Origin of the sequence: Paenibacillus sp. FSL H7-0737 (assembly GCF_000758545.1) — a bacterium.
Classification (GTDB): domain Bacteria; phylum Bacillota; class Bacilli; order Paenibacillales; family Paenibacillaceae; genus Paenibacillus_AQ.
Map to the genome: position 1 here is coordinate 3,139,450 of NZ_CP009279.1, position 12,261 is coordinate 3,151,710.

The window sequence follows — 12,261 nt, forward strand, 5'->3', positions numbered from 1 at the left end:
TTGCTTTATTAACGCTTTCAGTATTATTGTAGATTGCTTAGCTCCTTAATAACTACTACCATGAAAGTAATAGATAGTAATAAGGAGTGTTAATGAATGATGAAAGTCGGCATTTATCACGGTCAAAATAGTGTGGGGATAGAAAAGCGTCCGATACCTCAAGTAGGAGAAAAAGATGCGTTGGTTCGGATTTTAGCGGGTGGAATTTGTGGTACAGATATCAATATAGTAAAAGCAGGCTCAGAAATGGGTATCCGTTTCGGCTCAGAGTTTGGACATGAAATGTTTGGTGAAATCGTCGAATTAGGTTCTGATGCGGAAACCGATTTGGCAGTTGGCATGCGTGTAGGTGTGAATCCAATTACTGCAAAACGTGCAGGTCGTCGTTATTCGTTGGAGGTAGGAGCCTTTTCACAATATGTCTTAATTGAAGATGCAGCACTTAATTATAACCTTTATGAATTTGATGATTCCGTTTCGGCAACAGAGGCCGTATTAATGGAACCCATGAGCGTAGGCTTCCATGGCGCTTTTAGCGTACTGCCCAAACATGGAGACAAAATCGTAGTTCTTGGTGCTGGTCCTATTGGCTTATCTGCAGCTGCAGGATTAATTGGTGAAGGCATTAAAGATGTTTGCGTAGTGGATATTGACAACTGGCGTTTGGATAAAGCAAAAGAATTAGGCGCATTAACAGTTAATACGTCGACTGAAACATTAGCAGAGGGTTTAATCAAACACTTCGGCGAAGTGAACGTATACGGTGTGAGTGTACCCAATGTAGATGCTTTTGTGGACGCAGCGGGCGCTCCAATATTATTTGAACAAGTGATGCAGATTGTAAAGCCACAAGCAAGAATAGCAATCATTGCCGTTTATAAAAATGAAGTACCTATAAGCCTTGCTCAAGTGATGAGTAAAGAAGTTAACATAGTTGGAGCTAGTGGATACACACATGAAGATATTGTAAAGGTAATTGAACATATAAACGACAAGAAAACGAATATCTCTACAATGGTGACACAGACTTATAAATTAGAGGATATTCAAGCCGCCTTCGATAAAGCCATTGCAGCAAAAGAAACGATCAAGGTTATTGTAGATCTAACTTAATCATTAGGTAATTATATTGGAGTTCATTTGAGTGTAAAACTCAGGTGAACTCTTTTTATTTTAGAAGAATAATGACGTTATATAAAATTTAATTCTAATTGAACATGGCATATTACAAGTGTGTGGTCGTAATTATACTGAGTATAGAAGTGAAATTAGAGAAAAAACGTGGAGGTATGATGGAAATTAATCTTGTTCCAGTAACGTTTGAAGATAAAGAGGTATTGACTAATCTATATCAATTTTACAATTATGATTTCAGTTTATTTACAGATCAAGACGTAAACCAGCATGGGGAATTCGAGGTGAATATTGATTATTTTTGGGAAGGGGATCATCGATGGAATCCATATTTGATTGAGGTTTCAGGAAACGTAGCTGGATTTGTGGTTGTTCTTTTTGAAAACTTAGATACAGACCCAGATCCAACTCATGTGATCTATGACTTTATGATTTTGCAGAAATACAGGAGAAATGGAATAGGTACTGCTGCCGCAATAAAAACACTTGATCTATTTAAAGAAGCTAAATGGAAACTAGCTCAAATGGAAAATAATAAATCTGCCATAGCATTCTGGCGAAAAGTTCTTAAGGATTATACAAAAGACAACTATACAGAACGTTATTCGAGTGATCTCCAAAAATATATTCAAGCATTCGATAGAAGGGGAAGAACGAAATGAATATCACCGTAACATTAACTGACAGCACAACGAAGTTTATGATTAACAATCTCTACCCACTATACTTACACGATCTATCAGAGATATGGGGGAATCTTCCTAATCAATACGGGGTATACGAGGATAATGAAACACAGACGCTGAATGAACAGAATAAAGTCTTCGACATATGGTGGGAGAAGCTGGGGATTTTATATCCTTATTTAATAAAAGAGGATGGAATTCCTGCTGGCTTTGCATTAGTAGCGACACCACCTCATACACCACCAGGTTGTGAATTTTATTTAAACGAATTCTTTATCCTGCGGCCCTTCCGAGGTAAGGGAATCGCTGAACGTGCGGCTAAGGAGGTATTTAATCTTCATATTGGAAAATGGGAGCTACAAACCAATCCCACAGCTACTAATAGGAGAGCCCAGCATTTTTGGAGAAAGACACTAAAAGAATATACTGGTAATAGCTTTCAAGAAGAATGTAAGAAGTCTTTTGATGATGAATTAAAGATGATTTTTAATTTTTGTAATGGATAAAGCTAATCAAATCGAAATGAGGGAATTATTTCTTCTATTGACTTATAGTGGATTAGGGCTTACAATTAGAAAAAAATTATATATCAAAACAAATGCTTTGATGGAGAAAAGTAGTTCAATACCTCACTACAGGGAGGAAACGCCGGAGATTGAGAGCGTTTCTAGAGAAAAGGGTTGATCGAAGTTCACTCCGGAGCAGTCCCTTGAAACCATTGTTGGCAAGTAGAGGTGTACCGGTGTTAACCGTTAAATATTTAAGTGAGAACATTTCTGTTTGTTGTACAGAATAGTTCTAATTTAGGGTGGTACCGCGGCTCCTCGTCCCTTTTCGGACGAGGGGTCTTTTTGTTTCCATTTAGAAGAAATATTTGTATCCCTGCAAGGCTCGGTAGCTCAGTTGGTAGAGCATAGGACTGAAAATCCTAGTGTCGGCGGTTCGACCCCGTCCCGAGCCATCTTAACTTTAATAGCAAGGCTCGGTAGCTCAGTCGGTAGAGCATAGGACTGAAAATCCTAGTGTCGGCGGTTCGACCCCGTTCCGAGCCATCTTAATTTTAATAGCAAGGCTCGGTAGCTCAGTTGGTAGAGCATAGGACTGAAAATCCTAGTGTCGGCGGTTCGATCCCGTTCCGAGCCATCTTAACTTTAATAGCAAGGCTCGGTAGCTCAGTCGGTAGAGCATAGGACTGAAAATCCTAGTGTCGGCGGTTCGACCCCGTCCCGAGCCATCTTAACTTTAATAGCAAGCTTTCTATAAAAACAGCCTGTCCGACCATTATGGTTAGACAGGTTGTTTGTTATTTCATCTTAATTTGAAAAGTTTAAGGAGTAGATTAATTATGAAATATGTAAATGCAGATACAGTCTTCCCTAAAGAGTTACTACAAGAAATACAGAAATATATAAACGGTGGTATGGTCTACGTTCCAAAGCCTGAAGAATTACATGTAAAATGGGGTGAGAAGTCAGGGAGTAGAAAATATTTGGAATCAAGAAATATTGAGATCTGCCTGAGGTTTGCTGCTGGTGCAACCGTCGACCAGCTCTCAGGTGAATACTGTCTTTCTAAAGATAGTATTAAGAAAATTGTTTATACTAAAAAATAGCCGGTCAACCTTAGGGTTGACCGGCTATTACATTTATTTGAAGCGTTAACTCGCAAATATATGCTTACCAATTTTTAAGTTCTGAGGACGAGTCCAGATCCATGCGCTAGTAGCTGTATCTGGATTGAAATAATAGATCGAATTGTTTGTTGGGTCCCAACCTCGGACAGCATCAAGAGCAGCTAAATAGGCAGTCCGGTTTGGAGTAAGCCAGTATTGACCGTCAGATACGGCTGTAAATGCGCCTTTTTGAAATACAACGTCTTTAATATTGTCTGGGAATTGACTAGATTGTATGCGATTCATAACTACAGCGCCAACTGCGACTTGACCTTTATAAGGCTCACCGCGAGATTCACTATAAATGACTTTCGCCAGAATATCCATTTCCTCAATACTAAGCGTGTATTTTTTTAGAGCATTCCAAGTTTTTGTACCAGTAACTCCATCGGCATTTAATCCGTAGGCCTTTTGGAATTTAGCAACGGCAACTTTCGTTTGTGATCCATATACACCATCTAAAGGCTGAGTATAGAAATTCAGAGTTTTTAATCGATACTGAAGATCCCACACATCTCCAGAAGAACTCCCTACGGTTAATACAGGTGCAGCACTAGCAGAACCGATCATAGTAGCCATACTTACCAGACCCAAAAGAAGCAACAAAGTGAATATTTTAGTCTTCATTGTAGTAGCCTCCTTTCAGAAAACATTATAAATAACCTTCAATAACTGAGACAACACTCATTTATTGGTAATCTAATAATCCATTTTACATTTTCGAAAATACTTCATTAGGTTTGTGATCTTATGAAATGGGTAAATGAATAATCAGAGGCACATCAACATCGGAGGTTTTATATATGAAAAAGCAATTATATCTATTCATAATCGCAGCTGCACTCACTTTAAGCGCATGTGGTAATGATAATAGCTATGGCAATAAGATAATGGAAGATACCTCACATTCCAGTTCAAGCGACGTACCTGAAAATTTGAAAGTGGCAGAGAATCCTACTTTTAAAATAGGAAGTAAAGCGATTATCCAAGCGGAGCATATGGAAGGTATGAAAGGGGCAACAGCAACGATAGTTGGAGCTTTTGATACCACTGCGTATATCGTTTCTTATAGGCCCGCAACAGGTGGATTTCCAGTTACAAATCATAAGTGGATTATTCATGAGGAAATCAAAAAAGCAGCCGACAAACCCTATGAATCCGGCTCGGAAGTCATAATGGAAGCTGACCATATGAAAGATATGAAAGGTGCAACGGCTCAGATTAACGCAGCGGAACAAACCACGGTATATATGATTGATTACACACCTACTACGGGTGGAGATAAAGTGAAAAATCATAAATGGGTAACGGAAGATGAGCTTTCAGCAATAAAGTAACCAATAGAAATATAAGCTCAAAAGTAATGAAAGATGATTAAGGTAGGGGCAGTCATGGACTTTGTTAAAGTTCTAGGCTGCTCCTACCTTTTTGATTGCTTCTTTTATTGGTAGAGAAGTGTTAAGATATCTTTATAAAATACCGATATACAAAATATACCATTTTAATTGATGTTTTCTTAGAAGGTAGGAGCGTGATTGAAATGCCTAACTGGCAGGTGAAATTCGATGAAGAGATGCTTAAGCAAGCTGCACAACAGATTCAAGTCGATTGGACAGCGATAAAGTATATTGGTGGTTTTGAAAATGTTGTCTATAGCTTTCCAAAAGATGATCATGAATTTATTTTACGTGTATCTCATCAGTCTCATCAGGAGCTGGAGATGGTTATCTCTGAACTTGACTTTATGGACCATCTTGCAAAGCATGGCGTGCAACTGGCTCCCCCCATTCCCTTTCAGGATGGCAGTTTGGTACAAGCGTTAGTCAAAGATCAAGAAAGATTTATGATCTGTGTGATGGAGAAAGCACCAGGTGGTCATGTTAATGCTTCCGATCCCTATTGGGGAACGGAGCTTTTTGAGCAATGGGGTGAGGTAACAGGAAGAATGCATGCTTTAGCTCTGCAATATGAGCGTCCGGAGACTGTTCTGGCAAGACCACATCAGGGTAAGCTAGAGTTTGACTTTGCTAACTTTGGTACTGTTGAACAGCAGCTTTTTGAAAAGTTGCTTCAAATAAATGATCGGATTAACCAGTTGCCGCGGAATCGAGAAGGCTATGTACTATGTCACCGTGATTTGCATCCAGGTAATTTCTTCGTGCATGAGGGGCAGATCACCGTGTTTGACTTTGATGATTGTGGATACGACTACATGGTGCATGATATTGCCATTGCCGTTTATTATTCGACCATCTTTGGGGATTGGCGAAAACCGGAGGTAGAGCAGAGTAGAACTTCTAGTCTTGCGGCAGCCATGCTGACGTCTTTTATGAAAGGGTATAATCGAGAGTACTCACTCGACAATAAGTGGCTAGAAGAGCTCCCGCTCTTTATTGAGAAGCGCCGACTGGAATTAGTGCTTTTGTTATTTCAAGAGTTTTCGGAGTCACAGCGTGAGCAGGATAGAGAGTGGCTTGCCCGTAATATTCACGATGCTCTAAATGACATTGCTTGTTTAGAGCTTTAATGAGGGAGGTATCCGATATGACAACCCCCAAACATATTCTTTCCGCAGCTACCGTTGTATTCAATGATCAGGGAAGCCAAAGAAGAATCGGGCATTGATATAGAGATTAATAAGTTCTGCGGAGTTTTTCAAAATGTTGATCGATCTATTTGTACTAACCTATTTCTAGGGAAAGCCATCGGCGGCGAACCTGCTACTAGTTCCGAGAGCTTAGAAGTTGGGTTTTTCTCGATAGAACAAGCATTGGAAATGGTCACATGGAAAAACCTCAGACTGCGGCTGGAGTATTGTCTAAATGATGAGGTGCAGCCTTTTTACGTAGAGTTACGGGGTACAGAAGTTGAAGAAATTATTATTACACATCTGAGTTAATATAGGGAGCACAATGGACAAGTGTTTCGATCAACAAAGATTCATTTTTTTATTTTATAACATTTTCAGTTGATTACAGAACTTTTCATACGTTTACAGCGTCTTACTTATGAACGATAAATCGACGGTAAGGACTGAAACATTATGAAAGACAACACGAAGCTTTTCAGAAATAATATGAGGAGCCAGTCTTCTATACAATCTGTAGGCGGCAGGCGTTATGTGCCAGGAATTGATGGTCTAAGGGCTTTATCAGTACTCGCTGTAATCGCATATCATTTGAATCTGAATTGGGCTGGGGGTGGACTTCTCGGCGTTGGAATATTTTTTGTAATCTCCGGATATCTCATTACTGACCAAATCATTAGCCAGTGGGAGCGGCACCGAAGGCTGAACCTTGTAGACTTTTGGGTTCGTAGGGCGCGGAGGCTGTTGCCTGCGATGGCCGTTATGCTTTTTGTGGTTGCCATATGGCTTTTAATTATAGAACCATCAAGATTGTTTAGGCTCAAGGGTGACTTTATGTCTTCCTTATTTTATTTCAATAACTGGTGGCTAATATTTCATAATGTTTCCTATTTTGAAAGCTTTGGCCCACCATCTCCTATCGGACATTTATGGTCGCTTTCTATTGAAGGACAGTTTTATATTCTATGGCCAATAGTTCTCATCATCGTGATGAAAATCGCTCGTCGGCGAGGTAAGCTTATTGCATGGATTATGGCTTGCGCAGCAGTCTCGGCTTTAGCCATGGCATTGATCTACGTACCGGGGACAGACCCAAGTAGAGTATATTATGGAACGGATACCCGCTTATTTGCGCTTCTCATTGGAGCAGCACTTGCAGTTGCTTGGCCAAGTCAGAAACTTAATGATAACGTCTCAGAACCGGCTCGGCGTGTGCTTGATATTGTAGGGGGATTAGGACTCATTCTATTGTTGGTACTTTTTAATCAGGTTAATGAGTTCGATGATTTACTTTACCGTGGTGGGTTTTTAGTGATTTCTTTGATTGCAGCTGTAGTTATTGCCGTTCTAGCTCATCCTGCTAGCCGTCTGGGATCGATCGTAGGCTGTAAACCTTTGCGTTGGATCGGGCTGCGATCATATAGCTTGTACATATGGCATTTTCCAGTCATTATCCTTAGCAGTCCGAATGTGAGTACTGAAGAAAGCAGCATGCTTCGGATTATCATTCAGGTAGCAGTAAGTTTCCTTCTAGCTGCATTATCATATAAGTATGTGGAGGAGCCCATTCGTCGAGGTTCATTTAAAGAAACATGGAAGAATATCAGTGTAAAACGAAGGGGTGGTCTTCGTCCAGGCTTCTTAATGGCTATTATTGCCGTGATTCTTATCCCAATCGCATGCAAAGGTTATTTGTTAAACGCTGGATCGGATACGTCTGCGATCGAATCGGCAGATTTGCAGTATGAACAACAACAACTGCAACAGCAAGAACAACGACTGCAGCAGCAAGAACGACAAGATATGGGAAGAAAGAATGATCCCGCAGATCATAAAGCGATAGACGAAAATGTAACTGATAAACCATCAATACCAGCCTTGGCAACAGCTACAACTGAACCTGAAGTGAAAAAAGCTGATACTAAGGTGGGAACTACAAATACAGAAATAGCAAAGCCTGAATCAGAAGTAAAAAAATCTGTTCCTGAAGAAAAGAAACCCGTGGCTGAGAAGAGTCAAGCTGGAACGGATGTTACGGCCATTGGAGATTCTGTCATTTTGGATGCAGCACCATACCTTTCAGAGGAATTACCTGGCATTGTCATCGAGGGAAAGATCGGTCGGCAGATGGCTAAAGCTCAGGAGGTAGTGGATCAGCTTAAAGCTCAAGGCCGGCTGGGTAAAAAGGTTATAATCGAGCTTGGGACTAACGGATCCTTTAGTTCAAAGCAATTACGTAATTTACTGGATTCATTAAGTGATGCTGAGCAGATTTTTTTGGTCAATACACGGGTTCCAAGAAAATGGGAGAATAATGTGAATCACAATATTTCAAAAGTTTCCAGTGAATATAGTAATACGACCGTAGTAGACTGGTACTCTGCAAGTGAAGGAAAAGACGATTATTTCTACCAAGATGGTGTGCATCTTAAACCAGAGGGCTCCAAGTGTTACGCCTCACTTCTTGCGAAAGCCTTGGAAAGTAAGTAAGAATTAATTGAATCTCCAAACTTTTTGATATTATATTTTAATAGACCGGCAAGAGAGTTCTCTCTTTGCCGGTCTTTTTTTTTCGTAAACGAATGATCATTGAAGAGCTAATTAATTCCTAGTCGTAGATAAAATGCTCCACCACAGCCACAGTCGTAGTTATGTCTGGATCAGAATTATCGATCACTTTCACATTAGAACTTGGAAGCGGCCACTTCACACTGCGGTTTCCAAATGATTTGCGAAATTCATCCCAATGCTGGAACTTCCATTCATCTAATGGTGATTGTCGATCGTGAATTCGTGTCCGATACAATTCCTCATTGGCTAGTTCGACTAAGACAACTTTAACCTCAACATCTTGCAGCGAACGTCCGATTCGAGATAACTCACTGCTGATCCAGTCAGGGTTGGCAGCTTCTTTAGTAAATGGTCCAACCACAAATGCATCTACATTCAGGCCTATATTGTCTAGCGCTGCATCCATCGTAATCCGGTAGCCCAAATCACGGCATAATCTTTTGTAATCGGCAGAGTCTCTGTCTGCCGGGTCCAATCCGTGAAAGGTCATAATGGCGTCAGCCGCTGGACGTAATAGAATATCCATATCAAAGAAGGGTACTTTACGCCGGGAAGCGATCGCTTTAGCTAATGTCGTTTTGCCTGCCCCAGCTGGCCCTAGAAAAAATACAAGTTTGTTCATCAATGTCTCTCCTTAGAACCTCAATTCAACTCCATAATGTATCTCTGCATACTATCATATAAAAGATAGTGAGTAATCGCCAGCGCAATATCTCCATCAGAGAGATAGGAACAGACTACCTGAGATATTGCGCGTTACGGTCCATAATATGATATTTTTTTGCTTCTCCATTGAGTTTTTGTGTAATCCTGCTTATAATATAGCGAGAAAAATAAGAAAAAGGTGTCCATAAATGAGCATATTAAATGTAGAAGGATTAAGTCATGGTTTTGGAGATCGTGCGATCTTCAAGGATGTTTCATTCCGTCTTCTAAAAGGCGAGCATATCGGATTATTCGGCGCTAACGGCGAAGGTAAATCCACTTTTATGAATATTGTTACAGGAAAGCTTCAACCGGATGAAGGTAAGGTCGAATGGTCCAAACGGGTGCGTGTTGGCTACCTCGATCAGCATGCAGTGTTGACCAAAGGCATGACCATTCAAGATGTACTCAGAGGCGCTTTTCAATACCTCTTTGATCTTGAGCAAGAGATGAATGATATGTACGGCAGAATGGGTGACGTGTCGCCTGAAGAGTTGGAAAAGCTGCTTGAAGAAGTTGGTACGATCCAAGATACGCTTACAAATCAAGATTTCTACATGATCGATGCGAAGATACAAGAAACCGCGCGCGGTCTAGGCATCACAGATATTGGATTGGATCGTGATGTAGCTGATCTTAGTGGTGGTCAGCGTACCAAAATCTTGCTTGCGAAGCTGTTGCTTGAAAAACCAGATATTTTGCTCCTAGATGAGCCTACGAACTATCTGGATGAGCAGCATATTGAATGGCTGAGACGTTATCTTCAAGAGTATGATAATGCATTTATTCTGATCTCACATGATATGCCTTTCTTGAACAGCGTTATCAACCTGATCTACCATATGGAAAATCAAAAGCTGACTCGTTATGTGGGTGACTATGAGCAATTCCAGCAGGTCTACGAAATGAGAAAACAACAGCTTGAATCTGCTTATAACCGTCAAAAACAAGAAATCGCAGAGCTGAAAGACTTCGTTGCACGTAACAAAGCAAGCGTAGCTACCCGTAACATGGCAATGTCCAGACAGAAGAAGCTCGACAAGATGGAAATTATCGAGATTGCAAAAGAGAAGCCAAAACCACAGTTTAACTTTAAAGAAGGTAAAACCGCGGGCAAGATGATTTTCGAAGCAAAAGAATTGGTTATCGGATATGACACACCGTTGTCCAGACCGCTTAATTTGTTAATGGAGCGTGGACAAAAGATCGCGTTGGTCGGTGCGAACGGGATCGGTAAAACCACCTTGCTTCGCAGCATCTTAGGTGAAATCCAAGCATTGTCCGGTTCGGTAGAACGTGGATACCATCAAGAGATTGGATACTTTGAGCAAGAAATGAAAGAAGGCAATTACAAGACTTGTATCGAGGAGATCTGGGATACATTCCCATCCCTGTCACAATTCGAAGTACGTGCTGCCCTTGCCAAATGTGGACTGACCACGAAACATATCGAAAGTAAGATTGCTGTTCTAAGTGGTGGAGAAAAAGCTAAAGTGCGTCTATGTAAACTCATTAACAGCGAGACGAACATTCTCGTATTAGATGAGCCGACGAACCACTTGGATATCGATGCCAAAGATGAACTGAAACGTGCGCTGAAAGCATATAAGGGAAGCATTCTCATGATCTCTCACGAACCAGATTTTTATCAAGACATTGTCACCGATATCTGGAATTGCGAAGATTGGACAACAAAAGTATTCTAATAAGCAAATCTTTATTGAACAAGCCTATGAGGTGTTAACGAATCAGTTACGCTTTATAGGCTTTTTTATGGATAGTGGGGAGGGTCTATGTGTTAGAGAATAAAATGGATCAGCTTAACATCAGTGTTCAAAGAATTTTTGGAGAACAAGAAATAGAAATAGTCGATTTCACATGTGAGGATTTAGATTATAAAACACCTAACTTTACAACAGCGGGTATCTTTCATCTTCAGGGTATCGCACTAATTAATAACGAGCAGCTTCCATGGTCAATCATATTAAAAATCATTAAGTCTGATAGTGCAGAAAAAGAGGATCCAGCACATCACAATTACTGGCGACGAGAAGCCCTAGTCTTTGAATCTAAGATTCTGGATGAGCTTCCGGGCTCAATCCAAGCTCCTAAGTGTTATCTTGTTGAGGAGCAAGTAGATGGTACCGTATGGTTATGGATGGAACGAATTGAAGGGGAATTTGCACATGCGAAGGAGCAGTTTGATATTATCGCTGAACGGTTAGGCCGATTTAATGGAGCTTATCTTTCAGGAAAGAACACTCCTAATAACCAATGGATATGTAGAAGCTGGCTTAGATCATGGACTACCGCAAGTAAAATGTATGCACCTAACCCTGAAGAATATATTCATCAATTACATAGAGACAATGACCGAAGCCTTTGGGCTTGGTTCCAAGACTTCACGAAGCGGATAGACAGTAACTTGAATGCTCTCCATCGCTTGCCGCGAGTATTAGCCCATCAGGACCTCAGTCAAATGAATATGCTGTTAACTCAAAACGGAGAGTTAGTCTTGATAGACTGGCAATTTATGAGCTTATCAGGTTTAGGTGAAGATCTTGGTAAAATGTTTGGCGTAAATATGAGTCTTGGTGTAATTCCTATCCATCGTTACGAGGAATTTAAAGAGTCTTTATTCCATTCGTATATCAAAGGATTAAAGGCTAGCGGATGGCAAGGGGACGAATCCCTTGCAAGATATGGTTATTGTTTAAGCACTGCTTTACGTAGTGTCTGGGAAGTGCCACAATACTTTTCTCTAAATGCTCAGCTACAATCTGACCTGTTAAACGCTAATCTTCAGGAGCGGGTTAATCGGCTAGAGCAAATCATTATTATTCATCAAAAAATGACGCTAGAAGCTGAGACATTGAAATTATGGATAACATAGTTCTTAATTCTCA

At 40.5% G+C, this 12,261-nt stretch carries 12 protein-coding genes, 4 tRNA genes and 1 other annotated feature; of the genes, 14 read left to right on the plus strand and 2 right to left on the minus strand.

Annotation, left to right across the window (positions count from 1 at the left end; genetic code table 11):
• The first annotated feature begins 96 nt into the window (after positions 1 to 96).
• The 8 genes from H70737_RS13685 to H70737_RS13720 all read left to right on the plus strand — a co-directional run bounded on the left by H70737_RS13685 (position 97) and on the right by H70737_RS13720 (position 3,432).
• On the plus strand, positions 97 to 1,113 hold the full coding sequence (locus H70737_RS13685) for a zinc-dependent alcohol dehydrogenase (protein WP_231573445.1): 1,017 nt from the start codon (positions 97 to 99) through the stop codon (positions 1,111 to 1,113).
• A 149-nt stretch (positions 1,114 to 1,262) separates the two neighbouring features.
• Positions 1,263 to 1,796 (plus strand): GNAT family N-acetyltransferase, encoded by a 534-nt coding sequence (locus H70737_RS13690; protein ID WP_231573446.1) that lies wholly within the window; start codon positions 1,263 to 1,265, stop codon positions 1,794 to 1,796.
• Positions 1,793 to 2,326, plus strand: a complete 534-nt coding sequence (locus H70737_RS13695; RefSeq protein ID WP_042188022.1) for a GNAT family N-acetyltransferase — start codon at positions 1,793 to 1,795, stop codon at positions 2,324 to 2,326. The genes H70737_RS13690 and H70737_RS13695 overlap by 4 nt, the downstream gene beginning before the upstream one ends.
• A gap of 88 nt (positions 2,327 to 2,414) precedes the next feature.
• Positions 2,415 to 2,655: a binding site (T-box leader), on the plus strand.
• 53 nt (positions 2,656 to 2,708) lie between these two features.
• Positions 2,709 to 2,781, plus strand: a tRNA-Phe gene (locus H70737_RS13700).
• Positions 2,782 to 2,799: 18 nt separating this feature from the next.
• Positions 2,800 to 2,872 (plus strand) — tRNA-Phe (locus tag H70737_RS13705).
• Positions 2,873 to 2,890: 18 nt separating this feature from the next.
• Positions 2,891 to 2,963 (plus strand) — tRNA-Phe (locus tag H70737_RS13710).
• An 18-nt stretch (positions 2,964 to 2,981) separates the two neighbouring features.
• Positions 2,982 to 3,054, plus strand: a tRNA-Phe gene (locus H70737_RS13715).
• Positions 3,055 to 3,165: 111 nt separating this feature from the next.
• Positions 3,166 to 3,432 carry a CD3324 family protein gene (locus H70737_RS13720; RefSeq protein ID WP_042188024.1) on the plus strand — a complete coding sequence of 89 codons (267 nt, stop codon included), beginning with the start codon at positions 3,166 to 3,168 and terminating at the stop codon, positions 3,430 to 3,432.
• Between the two features lie 45 nt (positions 3,433 to 3,477).
• Here the strand turns inward: H70737_RS13720 and sleB are convergent, their stop codons facing one another.
• Entirely contained in the window at positions 3,478 to 4,119 is a 642-nt protein-coding gene (sleB, locus tag H70737_RS13725) for a spore cortex-lytic enzyme (protein ID WP_042188026.1), read from the minus strand.
• A 176-nt stretch (positions 4,120 to 4,295) separates the two neighbouring features.
• Here sleB and H70737_RS13730 point away from each other — a divergent pair, with 176 nt between their 5' ends.
• The 4 genes from H70737_RS13730 to H70737_RS13745 all read left to right on the plus strand — a co-directional run bounded on the left by H70737_RS13730 (position 4,296) and on the right by H70737_RS13745 (position 8,569).
• Entirely contained in the window at positions 4,296 to 4,829 is a 534-nt protein-coding gene (locus tag H70737_RS13730) for a YdhK family protein (protein WP_042188028.1), read from the plus strand.
• Positions 4,830 to 5,032: 203 nt separating this feature from the next.
• Positions 5,033 to 6,019: a phosphotransferase enzyme family protein gene (locus H70737_RS13735; RefSeq protein ID WP_042188030.1), complete on the plus strand. Its 987-nt coding sequence runs from the start codon at positions 5,033 to 5,035 to the stop codon at positions 6,017 to 6,019.
• Between the two features lie 54 nt (positions 6,020 to 6,073).
• The gene (locus H70737_RS13740) at positions 6,074 to 6,391 is read left to right on the plus strand and encodes an NUDIX hydrolase (RefSeq protein ID WP_442950253.1); all 318 of its coding nucleotides are present in this window, start codon (positions 6,074 to 6,076) and stop codon (positions 6,389 to 6,391) included.
• 144 nt (positions 6,392 to 6,535) lie between these two features.
• Positions 6,536 to 8,569 carry an acyltransferase family protein gene (locus H70737_RS13745; protein ID WP_231573447.1) on the plus strand — a complete coding sequence of 678 codons (2,034 nt, stop codon included), beginning with the start codon at positions 6,536 to 6,538 and terminating at the stop codon, positions 8,567 to 8,569.
• Positions 8,570 to 8,687: 118 nt separating this feature from the next.
• Here H70737_RS13745 and H70737_RS13750 read toward each other — a convergent pair whose 3' ends face one another.
• Positions 8,688 to 9,272, minus strand: coding sequence for a P-loop nucleotide/nucleoside kinase family protein (locus H70737_RS13750; protein ID WP_042188032.1), 585 nt, complete (start codon positions 9,270 to 9,272; stop codon positions 8,688 to 8,690).
• A 232-nt stretch (positions 9,273 to 9,504) separates the two neighbouring features.
• Between H70737_RS13750 and H70737_RS13755 the strand changes: the two genes are divergently transcribed.
• Together H70737_RS13755 and H70737_RS13760 are read left to right on the plus strand one after the other, a co-directional pair.
• Positions 9,505 to 11,061 (plus strand): ABC-F family ATP-binding cassette domain-containing protein, encoded by a 1,557-nt coding sequence (locus H70737_RS13755; protein ID WP_042188035.1) that lies wholly within the window; start codon positions 9,505 to 9,507, stop codon positions 11,059 to 11,061.
• Between the two features lie 89 nt (positions 11,062 to 11,150).
• A complete protein-coding gene (locus H70737_RS13760; RefSeq protein WP_042188037.1) occupies positions 11,151 to 12,248 on the plus strand; it encodes a phosphotransferase in 1,098 nt (365 codons plus the stop codon).
• Positions 12,249 to 12,261 lie beyond the last annotated feature (13 nt).